The 18,683-nt window shown below is 46.2% G+C and carries 18 protein-coding genes; 16 read left to right on the forward strand and 2 right to left on the reverse strand.

Annotation, left to right across the window (positions count from 1 at the left end):
- Positions 1-32: 32 nt before the first annotated feature.
- The 4 genes from HP552_RS16275 to HP552_RS16290 all read left to right on the forward strand — a co-directional run bounded on the left by HP552_RS16275 (position 33) and on the right by HP552_RS16290 (position 3,728).
- On the forward strand, positions 33-1,064 hold the full coding sequence (locus tag HP552_RS16275; protein ID WP_175396480.1) for a zinc-dependent alcohol dehydrogenase: 1,032 nt from the start codon (positions 33-35) through the stop codon (positions 1,062-1,064).
- An 81-nt stretch (positions 1,065-1,145) separates the two neighbouring features.
- Complete coding sequence (locus HP552_RS16280) at positions 1,146-2,390, forward strand: MFS transporter (protein ID WP_175396481.1); 1,245 nt, start codon at positions 1,146-1,148, stop codon at positions 2,388-2,390.
- A 65-nt stretch (positions 2,391-2,455) separates the two neighbouring features.
- Positions 2,456-3,049: a DUF1349 domain-containing protein gene (locus HP552_RS16285; RefSeq protein ID WP_175396482.1), complete on the forward strand. Its 594-nt coding sequence runs from the start codon at positions 2,456-2,458 to the stop codon at positions 3,047-3,049.
- Between the two features lie 37 nt (positions 3,050-3,086).
- Positions 3,087-3,728 (forward strand): HAD family hydrolase, encoded by a 642-nt coding sequence (locus HP552_RS16290; protein ID WP_175396483.1) that lies wholly within the window; start codon positions 3,087-3,089, stop codon positions 3,726-3,728.
- On the opposite strand, the gene HP552_RS16295 is transcribed toward HP552_RS16290, so the two are convergent.
- Complete coding sequence (locus HP552_RS16295; protein ID WP_175396484.1) at positions 3,725-4,540, reverse strand: AraC family transcriptional regulator; 816 nt, start codon at positions 4,538-4,540, stop codon at positions 3,725-3,727. The genes HP552_RS16290 and HP552_RS16295 overlap by 4 nt on opposite strands.
- Before the next feature lie 242 nt (positions 4,541-4,782).
- On the opposite strand from HP552_RS16295, the gene HP552_RS16300 reads away from it, so the two are divergent.
- From HP552_RS16300 to HP552_RS16315, 4 genes are all read left to right on the forward strand, one after another.
- On the forward strand, positions 4,783-5,907 hold the full coding sequence (locus HP552_RS16300; protein ID WP_175396485.1) for an NAD(P)/FAD-dependent oxidoreductase: 1,125 nt from the start codon (positions 4,783-4,785) through the stop codon (positions 5,905-5,907).
- Positions 5,908-5,932: 25 nt separating this feature from the next.
- A complete protein-coding gene (locus HP552_RS16305; protein WP_175396486.1) occupies positions 5,933-6,223 on the forward strand; it encodes a hypothetical protein in 291 nt (96 codons plus the stop codon).
- Between the two features lie 9 nt (positions 6,224-6,232).
- Positions 6,233-7,141 carry a TetR/AcrR family transcriptional regulator gene (locus HP552_RS16310; protein WP_175396487.1) on the forward strand — a complete coding sequence of 303 codons (909 nt, stop codon included), beginning with the start codon at positions 6,233-6,235 and terminating at the stop codon, positions 7,139-7,141.
- Positions 7,142-7,328: 187 nt separating this feature from the next.
- Complete coding sequence (locus HP552_RS16315) at positions 7,329-8,561, forward strand: cytochrome P450 (protein ID WP_175396488.1); 1,233 nt, start codon at positions 7,329-7,331, stop codon at positions 8,559-8,561.
- Between the two features lie 88 nt (positions 8,562-8,649).
- Here HP552_RS16315 and HP552_RS16320 read toward each other — a convergent pair whose 3' ends face one another.
- Positions 8,650-10,089 carry a DHA2 family efflux MFS transporter permease subunit gene (locus HP552_RS16320; RefSeq protein WP_175396594.1) on the reverse strand — a complete coding sequence of 480 codons (1,440 nt, stop codon included), beginning with the start codon at positions 10,087-10,089 and terminating at the stop codon, positions 8,650-8,652.
- A 282-nt stretch (positions 10,090-10,371) separates the two neighbouring features.
- Here HP552_RS16320 and HP552_RS16325 point away from each other — a divergent pair, with 282 nt between their 5' ends.
- The 8 genes from HP552_RS16325 to HP552_RS16360 all read left to right on the forward strand — a co-directional run bounded on the left by HP552_RS16325 (position 10,372) and on the right by HP552_RS16360 (position 18,678).
- The gene (locus HP552_RS16325; protein WP_175396489.1) at positions 10,372-10,974 is read left to right on the forward strand and encodes a TetR/AcrR family transcriptional regulator; all 603 of its coding nucleotides are present in this window, start codon (positions 10,372-10,374) and stop codon (positions 10,972-10,974) included.
- Positions 10,975-11,004: 30 nt separating this feature from the next.
- The gene (locus HP552_RS16330) at positions 11,005-11,643 is read left to right on the forward strand and encodes an NAD(P)-dependent oxidoreductase (RefSeq protein ID WP_175396490.1); all 639 of its coding nucleotides are present in this window, start codon (positions 11,005-11,007) and stop codon (positions 11,641-11,643) included.
- Between the two features lie 104 nt (positions 11,644-11,747).
- Positions 11,748-12,707 (forward strand): ArsR/SmtB family transcription factor, encoded by a 960-nt coding sequence (locus HP552_RS16335; RefSeq protein WP_175396491.1) that lies wholly within the window; start codon positions 11,748-11,750, stop codon positions 12,705-12,707.
- Positions 12,697-13,539, forward strand: a complete 843-nt coding sequence (locus tag HP552_RS16340) for an AraC family transcriptional regulator (RefSeq protein WP_175396492.1) — start codon at positions 12,697-12,699, stop codon at positions 13,537-13,539. The genes HP552_RS16335 and HP552_RS16340 overlap by 11 nt, the downstream gene beginning before the upstream one ends.
- A gap of 161 nt (positions 13,540-13,700) precedes the next feature.
- Positions 13,701-14,654: a glycoside hydrolase family 43 protein gene (locus tag HP552_RS16345; RefSeq protein ID WP_175396493.1), complete on the forward strand. Its 954-nt coding sequence runs from the start codon at positions 13,701-13,703 to the stop codon at positions 14,652-14,654.
- Positions 14,655-15,010: 356 nt separating this feature from the next.
- The gene (locus HP552_RS16350) at positions 15,011-16,738 is read left to right on the forward strand and encodes an extracellular solute-binding protein (RefSeq protein WP_175396494.1); all 1,728 of its coding nucleotides are present in this window, start codon (positions 15,011-15,013) and stop codon (positions 16,736-16,738) included.
- 47 nt (positions 16,739-16,785) lie between these two features.
- Complete coding sequence (locus tag HP552_RS16355; RefSeq protein ID WP_376768963.1) at positions 16,786-17,757, forward strand: ABC transporter permease; 972 nt, start codon at positions 16,786-16,788, stop codon at positions 17,755-17,757.
- Positions 17,758-17,775: 18 nt separating this feature from the next.
- Complete coding sequence (locus HP552_RS16360; RefSeq protein ID WP_175396496.1) at positions 17,776-18,678, forward strand: carbohydrate ABC transporter permease; 903 nt, start codon at positions 17,776-17,778, stop codon at positions 18,676-18,678.
- Positions 18,679-18,683 lie beyond the last annotated feature (5 nt).

Raw genomic sequence — 18,683 nt, forward strand, 5'->3', positions numbered from 1 at the left:
CCTATCAGGGAAATGACAAGGAGGAGTATTCCATGAAAGCACTCGTATATCAGGATCACAAACAGGTGGCGCTGCTGGATGTTGAACAGCCGGACATTCAAAAGCCAAACCAGGTCAAAATCAAAATTTATGGCTCAGGCATCTGCGGTACGGATCTGAATATTGTCAAAGGTAAAGTTCCGGCGAACAAAGGGACGATTATCGGTCATGAAGGCGTAGGTACTGTCGTGGAGGTGGGTTCTGAGGTCCGTGGATTCAAGGTAGGGGACCGGGTTTTGATTGACCCAACCCAATCCTGTGGAACCTGCTCGTATTGCCGTGAAGGGTTATTCATCTATTGCGAAAACTTCGATGACTACCAAGTAGGCATGACCACCCATGGCACATTTGCAGAATATTATGTCGGAGATGAGAAGTATGTCTATCCCATTCCGGATTCCATGAGCTGGGAGACAGCCATGATGATTGAACCGCTCGGTTGTGTTCTACAGACGTTTATGAAAGCAGGAGTCAAGCCAAGTGATTCTGTCCTCGTCCTGGGTTCCGGTGCCATTGGTTCGCTATGTCAGCTTGTGAGTAAACGATTAGCACGGCTTACGGTAGGAACAGAAGTCGATCCATACCGCAAAGAGTTTGCTGTAGGCATTGCCGACCATGTTTTCTATCCTCAGGAACTGACGCTGGATAAAGTATACGAGATCAATAACAATAAAAAATTTGATATCGTGGTGGATGCTGTCGGAAACCAGCTTCATGTGGGATTTGAGCTGATTGCCAAAGGCGGCAGAATCATTCCTATGGGCTATGACGACAGCTATGAAGTGACGTTCAAGTCGACACACGTAATTAATGACGGAATTAGTATCATAGGTGCGGTGGCTAATCACTCGATGATCAGCACAGCACTGAAATTTGCACAAAGCATCCCGGAACTGGAACAAATGGTTACAGCCAAGGAATTCCTGAGTGATTATGAAGAAGCGTTCAACGGTACAGTGGGATATCATCTGCGGACTGGTGAACCACTGCCCATGAATTCGGTTAAAACAGCTTTAATCTTATAGGCGTATAGGCGCTTGTGGTATCGCCGCTGCGACAGGTAACCATTCGCAGCGGCAAGATCCGCAGAAAGAGGGGGATATGGATTGAAGCTGCTTCAGGATTTGCCGAGAAATCCGCGGTATTCCATTTTACTCGAACCGGTGTGGGCCATCCCGGGCACGATTGTCCTGTTTTATGCTCCTTTATATATGAAGGAAGCCGGACTTTCGGACATCGAAATCGGTTTAATCAATTCGGTAAATCTTTATTTTGCCTTTATATTTCAGTTATTTGCCGGTTCAATTACGAACAAGCTGGGTCGCAAGCGAACCACACTCATTTTTGATCTGATTGCCTGGAGTATTCCGATGTTCATCTGGGCGTTTTCACAGAATTTCTGGCTGTTCCTGATCGCCTACTTGCTGAATGCCACGTCCAAATTTGTAACGGTCTCCTTCAATTGTCTAATCATTGAGGATGTGGAGGAACACAAACGGTCCAAGGTATTCGGAATTCTGAATATGATCATCACAGCGGCGGGTGTACTGACACCGATTGCCGGAGTCGTGATTGCTGATTTCGGCATTGTGCCTACACTGGCCAGTATTTATTTTATCGGCGGAATTCTCATGACGGCCATGTTTTTCATTCGTAACCGATACACCGATGAAACCGAGGTTGGGAAAGAGCTGATGGGGATGCACAGCCAAACGAGGGTAATCCAGAGCCTTGCCTCCAGTTTGCGGCTGTTCGGGAGATCATTCTACAAGCGAAGACTGTTCCCGATTATATTGATTACAGTACTTTCGAATCTGATCCTGCAGCTGAATTTCTTTCAGGTGATATTTTTCAAGGAGCAGTTAAAGTTCGATGATCGTGTGATCTCGTTTATCCCGGTTGTGACTGCATTAACGGTCATGCTGCTGTATCTGGTCATTATTCCCCGACTGAAGCAGCGATCAGAGGAGAAGTATGTTGGATTTTCCATCGTCCTGAGTACAGTCGGTGCAGTGCTGTTTCTGTTGATTCCTGCCGGAAATATAGCGATGCTGTTTCTGACACTGATTGTGCTTGCAGCCGGCAATTTCATCCTGCAAACGTACCGGGATACCCTTCTGATGAACAGGCTGGGTACACATGAAAAAGCCGATATGTTTTCAGCGGTACAGACAGTCATGACACTGACGGCGATTCCTTCGGGTTACCTTACAGGTCTGCTGTACCATCATCATCCGGTGCTTTTGTTCAGCGTCATTCTTGCACTGTACATCGTTCTGATGGTCATTATGTTATTCCTGCCTGACCCGCAGAAACACTCCCAAGTGATCGAATCTTACAAAAATATGTAGGAGAAGGGGTTTTCTGTATATAGGAAGAATATGTAATACAGAAAACGAACTTGGGAGGTTAAGAGATGACGAACGTATTTTCAACAGAAACACGGAGCCAAATGAACTGGATGAATGAACCGGAAATCTGGTCTTACTCAGAACAGGGGGTTCTTACTGTGGAGGCTCAGGCAGATACAGACTTTTTCCAGGACCCTGCGGGCAAAAACATCCGTGCATCCGCACCCTTTCTGTCCATGCTTGTGCAGAGTGATTTCGAACTGACAACCCAATTAACGGTGGACATGAAAAATCAGTATGATTCCGGATGTCTGATGGTTATGGCAGATGATCGCAACTGGTGCAAGCTTTGTTTTGAATATGATGGAAAGGCAGCTACCATTGTGTCTGTGGTCACGCGGGACGGCTCTTCTGACGATTGCAACTCGGTTGAAGTCCCCGTACCTGATCCATATCTCCGTATCCGCAAAGTAGACGACTGCATTTCATTTTTTTATTCACCCGATGGGGGTGAGTGGAAACTAATTCGGTACTTCGGCATGCCGATTCAGGGGGATATCCAGGCTGGAGTCGTTGCACAGTCACCAACCGGAACAGGATGTACCTGTCGTTTCCTGTCCTTGGAGGTTACGAGACCGGACTTGACTGCCCGTTTCTGAGCCGTCCCCTGCCGATCATTGGAGGGAGAATAACTTCATGGTAAAAGCCTTTATTTTGGATTTTGATGGATTAATTTTGGACACGGAGACTCCGTGGTACTATGCCTTTCGCGATATTTACAAGGAACACGGGCTTGAACTGGGGCTGGAGCTGTGGTCCAAAAATGTAGGGACTGATTTTGAAGAATTTCATCCTTTTATATATCTAGAACAAGCCCTGCAAAAACCGATTGACCATGAATATATCAAGTTGTTATCCGAACAGAAATATACATCATACCTGGGGCAGGCCGCCATACTTCCAGGAGTGCGTGAATTGCTCCAGTCGGCCAGGGAAAAGGGGATTCAGCTTGCTGTTGCTTCCAGCTCCACGCGCGATTGGGTTCATGGTTACCTGCACAAGCTGGGCATATTCGAACAATTTGCTGTCATTCATACGGCAGAGGACGTGAAGCGGGTTAAACCGGATCCCGAGCTGTACCTTTTGGCTCTGAACAGTCTCGGAGTTGAAGCATCTGAGGCTGTTGTTTTCGAAGATTCGCCAAACGGACTGAAGGCAGCCAAGGCAGCGGGGATTCGCTGTGTTATTGTGCCGAACGAGGTAACACGCGATCTGGAGTTCAAGATGCATGATCTGCGGTTATCCTCGCTGGCCGAGATAAATATGGAGATCCTCTAACTTAGATATTGCTTGCGTAACTCGATGGGAGAGACTCCTTCGTATTTCTTGAAGACGGAACCAAAGTAACTGGCACTATTGAACCCGACAGCTTTGGCGATGTCATGGGCAGTGGTGGCTTCATCCTGGATGAGCATTTCCTTCGCTTTCAGCAGCCGATAACGTGTCAGATATTCGAGCGGTGTCATTTGGAATTCTTTTTTGAATATCCGGTTCAAGTGCTGTTCGGTAACGTCCATCTGCTGAGCCAACATGGAGAGCGAGATATCCTCATGATAATTTTGTTTGATAAAAGTAACGAGTCCGGCCATCTTTAATCGGGCATCGGTGCGTTCGTAAGCACCATAACGTTCTCCTTCAATCGTCAATCTGACCAGAAGCATGTAGAGTAATGCGGATACGTGCCAGATCTGATCCTTGTGCCGGGACTGCAGCGCCAGTGTTATTTCATGCAGCAGGATATGAAGCATTCCATCCGGCTTGAAGGCGCGCAGCTCCCCGATCTGCAAGGTATGGAGGAAGCGGGGCAATAAATAGCCATTGAACGTCAGACAATCGAACAATAATGAATCACTGAGATTGTGATAACGATAGGTAACTTCAGGAAACATAATAAGAGCGGTTCCTTCACGGATTGAGAATTCATGATTTTTGGCTGCGATTCGCCCAGTTCCTCCGATGCATTGCACAATGGTGTAATCCCGTGAATGGTCGCTCCAATGCATGAATTCATCTGCATTCATCTGGATCTGCCCTGTAATCATGAGTGGCATATCGGCATCCAGCGGATTCTCCATGCTAGGTTTCGGCATCGTCGTGTTATTCCTCTTTTCGTTAAAGGATCGTGTACGTAAGTGGCGCGGATACAGCGTTAAAAGAAACCTAATTTGAATTATATTACATAAATAACATTATTTTAAATAGTGCTGTCGGAAACATGCCAAATGCGAAAACCTTTTAGCAAGAGATATCGCAAGGGACGTTTGCCTTGCTAATATGATGCGAAACAGTATACGCTATAATGGATATCGTGATGGAGGAAAGGAATGCAAGCATGAAGAAAGTCATCGTAGTAGGATCAGGAATACTGGGGGCATCGACAGCCTATCAGTTAGCAAAACGGGGTGCTGAAGTTATCATTGTGGACCGCAACGATATAGGACAGGCTACGGATGCTGCGGCGGGTATTATCTGCCCATGGTTGTCGCAGCGGCGTAATCAGGATTGGTACCAGCTTGCGAAGGCGGGTGCTCGCTTCTACCCTGAATTGATTGAAGAACTCAAACGTGAGGGAGAAACGGAAACCGGATATGCCCGAGTGGGGGCCCTGAGTATTCATCCGGATATAGAGAAAATCGGAAAGATGGAGGAGCGCGCTCATCACCGTAGAGCGGATGCACCGGAAGTTGGGGATATAATACGGCTTAACGTAGAGGAAACGCATGAGCGGTTTCCATTGTTGGACGAGCGTTATCATTCCGTTTACATTAGCGGCGCAGCCCGCATAGATGGCCGTGCCCTGCGTGATGCCTTGATACGATCGGCCCGGCGAAATGGAGCTGTCCTGGTACATGGCGATGCCAAGCTTCAATTTGATTCCTGCCGTGTAACAGGAGTGACTGTCGCAACAGAAAGCTTCCTGGCTGACGAAGTTATTGTATGTGCCGGCGCGTGGGCCAACTCAATTCTGAAACCATTGGGCATTCATTTTAAGGTTCATTTCCAAAAAGCACAAATTATGCATTTACAGGTCCCGGAGCAGAACGATACGGGCAGCTGGCCAGTCGTTATGCCTCCTTCTGACCAATATCTATTGGCTTTTGACCAACACAAGATCGTTATAGGCGCAACTCATGAAAATGAGATCGAAGGTTATGATACTCGAATAACGCCAGGTGGAATGCAGGAGATCCTGAATAAAGGGTTGGAGTTGGCACCGGATTTGGCGGATAGCACTTTTCAGGAAGTAAGGGTTGGCTTCCGGCCGTTTACGCCAGGCTTTCTTCCGGTAATGGGGGCTGTTCCGGGATGGACGGGACTGATCACAGCCAATGGGCTTGGTGCTTCGGGATTAACCATGGGCCCTTTTATTGGCAGTCAGTTGGCGAAGCTCGCTCTCAATCAGGAGCTGGATATCGATATCCTTCCTTATAATGTTGCCAAAGCAATGGACGAATGATAATGAATCGAATATGAGGTGAAGCATGACGTATTCACAGCGACTAACGCAAGCGAGCGCATCAGATATAGCTTATCTGGAGTACCAGATCGGTGCTGTAGAGGAAGAATTGAAACAAGCGGATGGGGATCGTATAAGTTACGAATCCGAACTGACTCAGCTAAGATCATCCTTAATGGATCATGCGAATTCGTTCAGGGACGCTGCGAAGGAGCAAAATCTGGTGCATCAATTAGCCGAAGTACAGACTCGAATGGTAACGATCCGCACCCGGCTTGTTCAACTGCAGGATGAATTGGAAAAGCTGGCAGATTGAGAGGTCCTTATGAATAAACGCAAACAACAGCTTCTGGACACAGCACTTATGCTTTTCGACAAAAATGGTGTGGCCAATACAACGATTCAAATGATCCTCGATCATTCAGGCGTATCGAAAGGTACATTTTATAAATTTTTCAGTTCCAAGGATGATTGTATTCTGGCCATTCTCGAGCAGCGGATTCAGGAAGATATGATGATTCGCCAAGATTTGGAAATGCAGGGTTATGCTTCTGAGTTTGATTTGCTGGTGGACCAGATCGTGGTTCCGATGATATCGCCAGACAAACAGCGAGTTGTCGAGTTGTTCTGGACAGGCTTCTATTCCGGAGAATTTGATGTCGAACATCTTACACGAATTCAGTTAAACTGGCTTTCTGGACGGCTTGTTCAGTTATTTGGTGAAGAGGTTAAACCATATGCGTGTGAAGGAGCCATTTTTTGCTTTGGCATGGTTCACCAGATATCGAATACGTGGAGGAACTTTCACTTGAATCAACCTAACTGGAAGTCTCTTGTACCAAAAGTTCTGAACTATATTGAAGTGTTGCTGCGAGCCATGGTGAATAAACAAGAACATATCATTGATGCCGCGAGTCTGGCTGTCATCGATCCTGGTTTAAAGCGGACTGTACCGGATAAAACCTACCTGCTGGCCGAGCTGGAAAAGTTCAACCATTCTGTTCAGAACTCGCGAGGGTCCATTCAGGCGAAAGAATTAAGCCAGGGACTATGGTCCTTGTTCCGGGAAGATACGCTCAATATGTCGATGCTGAAGATTACGTTATCCGCTTTTCAGGCTGCTTTTGTATCCGGACCCGCACAGTTGCAGGCAAATAAGATCGCCCAGGCATGCTGGTGGTTTATTGAGCTGAATGGACCGATCGAAAATGCTGAACAGCAAATGGAAATGTAAAATGTACGAATCGTATACATAAAACCCTCTTATAAAAAGAGGGTTTTTAATTTGGTTCAAAAGGTTTATATCAAAAATTATACGATTCGTATAAAATTTAATAAGGTGCTGAACTGTCAATTCATGTACCAAAACCCTTTAATCTACAGCAACCAAACATGAAACTATTCTGGGAGGTAGCATCCACATGTACAAAGAAGTGATTCGAGTTGAGGATATAACCAGATTCCAGTCCAAGTCCAAAGAGTTTTTCCCCATGGAGTGGTATCAGAAAATGTTGTCCGAAAATCCTGTGCATTATCATGAAGATACCGACACCTGGAACGTGTTCAGGTATGATGATGTCAAACAGGTCCTAAGCAATCATGAATATTTTTCAGCTGAGGGAACCCGAACCACCATAGCTGTAGGGGCGAAGAACAAGGAAGGCACACCTCCGGACAAATTAAACATTTCAAGCATAGACCCGCCAAGACATCAAAAAAGCCGTTCATTGTTATCCGCTGCTTTTACCCCTCGTAGTCTAAAAAATTGGGAACCCCGAATTCGCAACATTGCGAAGCAGCTGGTGGCAGACCTGGAATTCAATACAACGATTGATATCGTTGAAAAGCTTGCTGCTCCACTGCCTGCCATGGTCATGGCGGATTTGCTGGGGATCCCGCTCACGGACAGCCATCGGTTTAAAAGCTGGGTAGATATCCTGTTCCAACCTGCCACTCTGGAGAACGCAGAAGAAATCGAATTGAAAAAACAGGCAGCAGCCCAGGAGTACTATCAATTTCTATATCCACTCGTAGTTAACAAACGGACAAATCCCGGGGATGATATCATTACCGATTTGTTGAATGTCGACGTTGAGGGAGAGAAATTCACGGAAGATGAAGTTGTACGAACAACGATGCTTCTGCTCGGTGCCGGCATTGAAACTACGAGCCATATGGTTTCGAGCACGTTTTATTCTTTTTTGTATGATGAAGGAGATTTATATGGTCAGCTAAGAGAGAATCCAGAACTGGTTCCGCTTGCCGTAGAAGAAATGCTTCGGTACCGATTCCATAATGCGAAAAGGCATCGAACCGTCAAGAAGGACAACCAATTGCTTGGTGTCGATTTGAAAAAAGGGGATGTGGTCATCTCCTGGATGAGTGCAGCAAATATGGACGAGCGGATGTTTGAAAACCCGTTTAAAATCGATATTCACCGTCTCAACAATAAGAAACACCTTACCTTTGGTAACGGTCCGCACTTTTGTCTGGGGGCACCGCTGGCAAGGATGGAACTCACACTAGTACTAACGGCTTTTGTGGAAAGGGTTGCCCGGGTTGAAGCGGTTGATTCCTTTGAGCTGGAGCATAATCTTTCGACTTCTGCGCCAGGACAGTCCTTGACACACTTACCTCTCACGATCATCGAATAGGGAAACCCACAGCAATAAAACATATAGAAAAGCGGCAGATCAGGACGATCTTCATGTCCTGTCTGCCGCTTTTTATATAACTAACGAATTAATTCGAATTCATGGAAACGTTCTGTCTGACAGGCATTTTGACTTCTTCCTCAGCTGCCTGCTTGGTACGTTTAATGAAGAAGGAGAGTGCGAGACCAACGACTGCAATACCGATAATAACCACGTAAGCATCGTTGATTCCCTGGATCATGGACTCCATCGCCAATTGCTTCTGAGATAAGCCGCTTGCTGCTCCGCTTGCAATCATATCCTGCACATGCGTTGTTGTACGACTGGTCATTACACTTACGAGCAATGAAGTACCAACAGCACCAGCGACTTGTCTTACTGTATTGGAGATTGCTGTACCATGCGGACCGAGTCTTGGTGGCAGCTGATTCAGGCCTGCCGTTTGAATCGGCATCATGAGCAGAGCCATCCCGATTCGGCGGCCCGTGGACATCAGAACCAGATAAGTGTAGCTGGTCGAATCCGTGAGATCGATAAAGCCAATCGTCGTTACGATCGTAATAACCATACCAATAATGGCGAGCCACTTTGCTCCAAAGCGGTCAAACAAACGTCCAGTTACCGGCATCAGGAATCCCATGACAAGAGCGCCTGGAAGCAGCAATAGACCGGACTCCAGTGCAGTGTAACCACGTGCATTTTGAAGGTACAGAGGCAGCAGCATCATATCTGCATACATGATCATCGTAATCGCAATATTAATGATCGTGGTCAAGGAGAACATATTGTACTTGAACGCACGAAGGTCGAGCAGTGGACTTGCAGAAACAAGCTGGCGCCATGTGAACAAGGCCAGAGCGATAATGCCTGCCGCGAGGCAAATGAGTACTTCAGCACTGGACCATCCCAGACTTCCCGCACGGCTGAAGCCATACAATAATGCGCCAAATCCAATTGTTGATAATGCTACACTAAGCGTATCGAACTTCGTATCTATGCGCTCCGATACATTTTTCAGATATACAAACGCACATCCGATAACAATGACTGTCAATGGGATCATTCCGTAAAACATCGTTTGCCACGAATAGTTCTCCAGAACATATCCAGCAAGGGTAGGTCCGATCGCCGGGGCGAAAATGACCGCGAAACCGACCATACCCATGGCGGCTCCTCGTTTTTCAGGGGAGAACAATGTCAAAATGACATGCATCAACAGCGGCATAATAATACCAGCCCCTGCAGCCTGAATCATACGACCTGTGAGCAGTGTACCGAAGTTGGTGGCAAGTGCTGATACAATCGTACCAATCAGGAAAATGAGCATGGAAGCCTGAAAGAGCTGCCTTGTTGAAAAGCGCTGCATGAAATACGCTGTAATGGGAATAAGTACTCCATTCACCAGCATGTAGCCGGTCGTAAACCATTGTGCCGTTGCAGCGGTGATATTAAAATCGATCATCAACTCCGGCGTGGCAACACTCATTAGGGTTTGATTCAATGTGGCAAGAAACGCACCCAAAATCATGACAAACAGTATGGGACCCTTTTTGATGTTTTTCTCATCATATAATCTAGCCTGACTCAATCCATTCCATCCTTTCAATCTACACGTGACTAAATTTACAACGTGTTGTATAGTTTACATTGTATCTATTGAATTATATACATATTCCCGCAAAATACAATTTACACTTTGGGGAATATCTGTTGCTTATTTTACAAAACTATAAAATATGTAGTTTATTACGAAAATAAACGACTCATTATTTAAAATTGTAATTTTCTAAAATTGAAGGAGTGCATGAGCATGAAAAACGATAACAAGTCCGCTATCGATCCGCGAATACTCCGTACTAGGCAATTAATACGTGATGCTTTTGTAGATTTGCTGCAGGAAGTGGATATCGAGAAATTAACGGTGAACCGGATTGCTGAACGTGCCACCATCAACCGTGTGACCTTCTATCTTCATTATCGTGATATTACAGATATGATGGAGAAGATGGCGGATGAGATGAATGAACATATTGAACGGATTGTTGATGAATATCACCGGTTCGACAACCCTGAAACAGAGGAGGCTTGGCCGGTTCTCGTGAAAGTGCTTGAGCATTTTGCCGAGCATCCCAAATTCTATCGTGTCGTTCTCGCTTCCAAGCGAACCCCCATTTTCACAGAACGGCTTATGAAGTTATTAACGAGACTCGTGACCGAAAAAATCGAGCGATTGGAGATTGAGAGCATTTTTGCCCAGGCAGGCATCCACAAGGAGATTGCGATTTGGTACAGCTCCTCGGCCCTGATTGGTACCATTGTTGCCTGGCTTCGCAATGACATGCCTTATGCACCACACTTTCTGGCCAAACAGTTTTCTCTGATTCGCTCGTATTCATATAAGGGATTGATGTAGTGAAAATAAATAGAGAGTTGAGTGGAACCTATGAATATCATTATATTTGGAGCGACCGGAAGAACAGGGAGTGAACTGCTGCGGCGTGCGCTAAGTGAGGGGCATACTGTAACCGCATTCGTCAGGAACCCAACCAAACTTGGCATTTCTCATCCAAACTTAAAAGTTGAGCAAGGAGAAGTTAACCGCTATATCGATATCGATACTGTCTTAAAAAAAGAAAAAGTTGATGCAGTCTATTCTGTTCTTGGTGCGAAGAGCATGTTCAAAAGGGATATGATTCTAATCGATGCCTTGAAGAACATCATTCAGGCGATGGAGAAAAGCGACGCAGGTAAGCTGATCCATGTGTCGTTTATTGGTGCTCATCGAGAGGCCGGTAAACTCGGTTTCTTATATAAATACGTGATTCCCAACATCATGACCAATTTGCTTCGCGATCACCGGGACAAAGATGCGCTTGTCACCCAAAGCAAGCTCAATTGGATTTTGGTTCAACCGCCTGTGCTCACCATGGGTGATTATAATGGAAAGTATGTGCATGAAGCAGAGATTCACCAGGACCCATCCCGCAAGCTGAAGCTGTCACGTGCCAATCTGGCAGATTTTTTGCTTAAGCAGGGGAATGACAGCACATATGATCGCAAAGCTGTCTTGGTCACTGAATAGGGCAACCATTCCGTTATGGGATAGAGCAGGAGATTTGATTGTGTTTGCTCCTGTTATTCAGTAAAATTATTTTAATTTATATGTTCCCAAAGGAGAGCGGATACGTGCTGGAACTCAGTTTCAATGACCCGGAAAAACTGGTAAGTGTTACCCATGCCCTGTCAACCCGTTCCCGGATTGACATTCTCCAGCTGTTACAAGTGAGCAAGTTAAATATTATTGAAATTGCCGAGGCGCTGAATCTCCCCATTTCAACAGTGGCCAATCATATCAAAGTGCTTGAAGCCGCCAATTTAATACACACAGAGATGCTTCCCGCATCCCGGGGAGCCATGAAATTGTGCAGTCGCAATTATGATGATATACATATTGTTTTGGATCAGATGAGGCCAGCTTCCAAGCGTGCCACGAATATATATGAGGTCCAGATGCCTATCGGTCATTACAGTGACTGTGAGGTGACGCCAACGTGTGGGATGGCCAGCGCAGAGAGCATGATTCTGAAAGAGGATGATCCGGCAAGCTTTTTTCATCCCGAGCATGTAGAGGCTCAAATTATCTGGTTGAGAGAAGGGTACCTGGAATATTTGCTGCCCATGGATATTCCGTTTGGCGCAACGATTGAATCTTTGGAAGTATCGATGGAAATGTGTTCTGAAGTGCCTACCTATAACAATGATTGGCCTTCGGATATTTCCGTTTGGGTGAACGGCATCAAGATCGGAATGTGGACAAGCCCAGGAGATCTCGGCGACAGGCGTGGCAAATTGAACCCGGATTGGTGGTATGACGGTTCCACGCAGTATGGAATCCTCAAGACTTGGCTTGTAGATCAAGCCAGGACTACATTGGATATGGAGAAAATCTCGGATATTTCATTGTATGATCTGGATTTGGGCGACAAACCCAAAGTACGCCTGCGTATTGGCGTTGACCCGGATGCCCAACACCATGGGGGGATGAATCTGTTCGGAAGTCAGTTCGGTGATCATGGGCAGCATATTGTGATGCGTGTGAAGTACTCGCTGAATCCGGACGTCGAGGTTGGCAAAGATGGAAAATAAGGACATGCCGTTTATCGTCAGCATTGAGCGCTTCAAGCCCCATGCGCTTAAACTGGAGCATGGTGAAGGCTACTTCATGTCACATTCACATGCATATGACGAATTGACGTTGATCCTGGAAGGAGAAGGGTACTATAGTTCTCCTGAACAAAACATTAAAGTGTCAGCAGGTGACCTGGTACTCATTCCTCCAGAGCTTCATCACGGTTATGTGTGCACAGAGTCATGGCAGGGAATTTCGGTCCATTTTTATCATGATCAGCTGCCTGTGCATTGCCGTTATCTCTTCCATGGGCCTGGACGCGGGCTGGATCGAATCTATAGCACTCATCTTTCCGATGACCAATTGGCTTGGGCAAACATCAGTTTATCCCAGTTGGAAAAGGAGTGGGGATCTGCCGGGCATGATTCTGTTTCACATCAACTCATGTGTCTCGCAATGGAGACAACACTGCTATTGTTTCAGCGAAGTCATGCATTGGAATCGCCTTACCCGGCTAATGCGACCGGTCAAGTTATCATTCAGGAAGTGCTGAAAGACATTCATTCCTCTTACCATACCCCGATCACGGTCAGCGAGCTCGCATCCCGCCACTTTTTGTCTGAAAGTAATCTGCGCAAAAAATTTACGGAAGCTGTAGGTGTTTCCCCGAAACAATACATCATTAACCTTCGCTTAATGGAAGCAAAACGATTGCTGCAGCAAACCAATAAAGCGATCGAGATAATTTCATCACAAGTGGGATTTACCTCCTCCAGCAGATTTTATGATTATTTTGTCAAATTTACCGGTGTAACGCCGCTGGAATGGCGGATGCATAACACGAATTGAATAATCCATCACATAACCGCCCATGGGCGGTTTTTTTTCGACCGACGAAATCGATTGAAGGTTGTCTTTTTTTGAGATCACTTTGAAGCGGTTTCATAATTGTGTGTGAACCAACCCTGCCAGATAATAGAAGACAGAACGACTTGAGAGGAGTAGAAGCAATGTCTGACAAAAGAACCTTTCACAATCCTGTGGCAGCTCAATCTGCCGACCCTTGGGTTTACAGACATACGGATGGCTATTATTACTTCATGCGAACACGTTCAGATCAGGTAGAGCTCGTTCGATCGGTCCGACTAACGGAAATCGGGGAAGGAGACCGTACAATCATCTGGTCACCCGAGCCTGGCGGTCCTTACAGCCATCATTTGTGGGCACCTGAGATTCATTTCCTGAATGAAAGATGGTACGTATACTACACGGCCAATGATGGAGGTGGAGATGATACCCGGCGAATCTGTGTACTGGAAAATGAAAGCGCGGATCCCTTTGCAGGGGAATGGGTCTGGAAAGGAGCACTGGATACACCAGTGCCCGGTTTGGATGGTACCGTGATGAAGCTTAACGACCAGCTTTATTTTCTATATGCAGGCTATGGACATTTTCCCGATTATGGATCGGCCATATATATTATGCGAATGTCTGACCCATCCACCGTGGCCGGAGATCATGTGCTTCTCTCTGCACCAACCCTAGCCTGGGAAAAGAAAGGCGGTATGGCGATCAACGAGGGACCCGTGACGCTCCACCGAAATGGACGAATCTTTTTGATATATTCTGCAAGCACAACCTGGTCCGAGGACTACGCTTTGGGTATGTTGACCATGAATGAACAGAGCGATCCGATGCAAGCTTCATCATGGAATAAGTCCCCGCAGCCGGTATTCCGCAAATGCCCGGAAAACGGCGTATATGCCACAGGGCACAACAGTTTTACAATGTCCCCGGACGGCTTGGAGGACTGGATTGTCTACCATGGGCTTCACGCTCCGGGGGCTGACACCAGTTTAAGGGCAACACGCATCCAGCGATTTCAATGGAACACGAATGGTACACCTGATTTTGGGGTGCCGGTCAGTGATTACCATGGCCTTCAGAGACCATCCGGAGAGTAACGTCGAAGGAGACAGAGCTAATGTATAGATAGGCTTTTAGTTACAATAATTCCGTAATTAAATTGGACAGAGAAAAGAGGGGATGTGTGAAGTGTAGCTTCGGAACAAACGATTTAGTTGAGATAAACCCTTATATATAGGTAGTTATACAAATATTTATCGATTAACATCTATATTATGAATAACTGAGTGGATAAAGTATTGAGTGTAATTTATTACAATAAATTAAATTGTAAGCGTTGACATACAATAATTATGAAACTATACTTTTGATTGAAATACAGAAAATAACAAATCAGCCGATGGATCAGACAGAGGGGAAGAGTGCTTCTCGAATTTGAAGCGGGGGGATGAACATGGCTAAATTCACTAAACGGTTTTTTGGCATCTTCATGGTGTCTGTGCTTGTGCTGGGGACTGCGGCTTGCAGCAGCAAAAATGAAACCGATGAGGCTGGTCAAAAGGAAGAGGTCGCCAAGGTACGGAAAGAAGTCACTTTTACGGATATTAGCCAAAACATCCGCGGCAACGAAACGCCAACGCAAGAGCAGCAAGAAGAGGTCAATCAGACGTTGAATGACACCTATCTGGGCGATTTCTTCGATGAGACCATCCCTAATGACTACTCGGCGTATCCCTACGAGAAAGATGTCACGTTGGACGTCTGGATGCCAGCTATTGCAGAAATTCCCGACATGAACAATCATGCGGTGCAAAAGCAGGTAGAAGAACTAACCGGCATCAAGGTTAATTTCATCACACCGCCCGTTGGGCAGGAGGCAGATGCATTTACCCTCATGATCTCTTCCGGCGAGCTTCCCGATATTATTATCAATCCTGAGCGTTATCCGGGCGGCCTTGAGGCCGGACTGAATGACGGGGCATATCTGGATCTTACCGAACTTATGGAAACGAATGCGCCCAACTATTCGGCATGGCGGAACTCCGATGAAACGAGACGCAAAACAACGGTTACGGATAGCGGGAAACTGCTTGGTTTTTACGGAATCGCACCTTACTCCGAATGGACCTGGTTTGGCACTCTGATCAAAAAGGAAGCCTTGGATAAGACGGGATTGGAAGTTCCGACAACCATTAACGAATGGCATAACTTCCTGAAAAAGAGCAAAGAAGTCGGATATACCGAACCACTGAATTACGGCTCTTCGTATGGTCAGATCTTTACGGGAATTATTAATGGTGCATATGGCGTATGGGACTGGACCTTCCTGGATGAGAACGGCAAAGTGGCTTGGGGACCGGCTCAGCCGAAGGCCAAGGAATACCTGACTACCATGCAGCAATGGAATAAGGAGGGTTTGCTTAATCGGGATTGGGCAACCGCTGACTTCAACCAGAGAATGGCAAGCGCCATCTCGGACAAGACGGCAATCATGATGGACTCTCCGGATACCATGTTTAGTTACTGGAAACAGCAGAACGACATCGATTTTGTCGGAGCACTTAACCCTGTTCTGAATAAAGGGGACCAGTCCGCAACCACATACAAAAACTTCAAGCGAACTGGAACCACCGCAGCGATTACAACCCAATGTGAAGATGTCGAAGCAGCAATGGCCTGGCTTGATTTTAACTACAGCAAAAAAGGCTGGGAAATTCTCAACTATGGTGAATACGGAACGGTACACCTGATCGATAAAAATGGCAAACCCTATTTCCATGAAGACAGCTACATTTACAAAGACCCGGAAGGTCAGCCTGTGGCGACAACGTTGTTGAAGTACCGCATGCATTCCTGGCCATCCATTCGTGACGAGCACAATTCCAATCCATTGATTGTTGCGAAAGGAAGTTATTCCGGTGACATCCGGAAGGAGTGGACGGAAAAAATGGACACCAGCATGGCCATGCCTCCAATTACGTTTACTCAGGAAGAGGCTTCACGAGAGGCAGAGCTCGGGAATCAATTGTCAACACTTCGGGGAGAGTACTTTGCCAAAATTATTATGGGGGAACTCCCGGTGGATGCCTATGACAAGTTCCTGAGCGATGCGGAAAAGATGGGATTGAAAGAATTCCTCAGCATCCATCAGGCTGCACTGGATCGGTACAACCAAAGGTAGTCAGTAAATTCTGAATGGTGAGGAGTTAGAAACGAGGTGCTTATGAGTTGCTGACTTTACGAAAAAATAGGGAATTGCAGAGTGGAATGATGACCCCCAAACGCAAAAATACCAGTCATGTCATTAAAAAAGATTTCAAAAAGAACTGGTTTGCCTATTTGCTGGCGATCCCGGTAATCGCCTGGTTTCTCGTCTTCTGTTACGGACCGATGTGGGGTGTGCTTATTGCATTCAAAGACTTCAAGCCGCTGCTTGGGTTCGCAGACAGTGAATGGGTTGGACTGAAGCATTTCATTGAATTTTTTCAGGGACCTTATTTCTGGAGAGTTGTTAAGAATACGCTTTTGTTAAATCTATGGGGAATCGTTTTTGGCTTCACCGCACCGATCATCCTGGCGTTGATGCTGAATGAAGCACGTAACAGCAGGTTCAAAAAAGTGGTTCAGACGGTAACTTACATGCCTCACTTCATTTCACTCGTCGTGGTATGCGGCATGATTCATATCTTCACTGCGGACGAAGGCATCATTACACAGATTCTGCAGTTTATTACAGGCAAGGAATACAGTTCGCTGCTTGGTTACTCGTCCATGTTCCGCCCGATATATACCTTTTCGGGCATTTGGCAGAGCATCGGCTGGGAGAGCATTATTTATCTGGCAGCCATGAGTTCGATTGATCCTGCTCTATACGAGGCTGCCGACATTGATGGGGTGGGAAGAATCAAAAAGATGTGGCATATCACCTTGCCCCAGATCAGTCCGGTGATTGTCATCCTGTTTATCTTCGCCATCGGCGGCCTGATGGCATCCGGTTATGAGAAAATCATCCTTTTGTATAACCCGCTGACCTATGATACTGCAGATGTTATCGCTTCCTATGTGTATCGACGAGGTCTGAGGGAAGCAAGTTTGAGTTACTCGACCGCAGTCGGGCTGTTAAGCGCAATAATCAATTTTGCTTTGCTCTGGGCTACAAACCGCATTGCAAAGCGAAACTCCGATGTCAGCCTGTGGTAGGGAGGAGATGAATCAAAAATGATTGTTCACAAAACGTGGGGAAACCGGGTTTTCGACATCGTAAATTATACGCTGTTATCCTTGCTGACGATGGCCTGTCTCTATCCCATTTTGCATATAGTGTTTGCATCGTTCAGCGATCCGGCCCAGCTCGTGGCACACAAAGGGCTATTGCTTAGACCGCTGGGCTTCACTTTGGATGGATACAAGCTGATTTTTAAAGATAACAGTCTATTGATCGGGTATCGCAATACACTGATTTACGTGGGACTAGGTACGCTGGTTAACATGCTTATGACGATCATGGGGGCCTTTGTACTGTCCAGACGTGATTTATATTTTAAAAATGCCATTATGATCGTCATTACCATCACGATGTTTTTCGGTGGAGGACTTATACCCTGGTTCCTGTTAATGAAGGATATCGGATTGTTCAACAATCTGTGGGCCATGATTTTGCCTACGGCATTGAGTACATGGAACATCATCATTTTGCGGACGGGATTTCAGGCCATTCCACTCGAACTGGAAGAGGCAGCGACAATCGATGGAGCCAGTCAGGCACGCATATTGATGTATGTCATCCTGCCGCTATCGAAAGCGACCCTGGCTGTTATTTTCCTGTATTATCTCGTTGGCAACTGGAACTCCTGGTTTAACGCCATGGTTCTTTTGCAGGATCGGGACAAATTCCCGCTCCAGCTTCTGATGAAAGAGATCCTGGTGGCCAACGACTCGAGCGCAACAACGATGGGCAGTGCAGGTGGTGTCGTGATTGACAGTGCGGGCAGTTCGACGGCTTATCGTGAGTTGGTCAAATACTGTACCATTGTCGTTTCCACCATTCCGATCCTGATGGTTTATCCTTTCTTGCAAAAGTATTTTGTAAAAGGCGTTTATGTCGGTTCAATAAAAGGTTAAAAGGA

The sequence above is a fragment of the Paenibacillus xylanilyticus genome, from assembly GCF_013359935.1.
Classification (GTDB): Bacteria; Bacillota; Bacilli; order Paenibacillales; family Paenibacillaceae; genus Paenibacillus; species Paenibacillus xylanilyticus.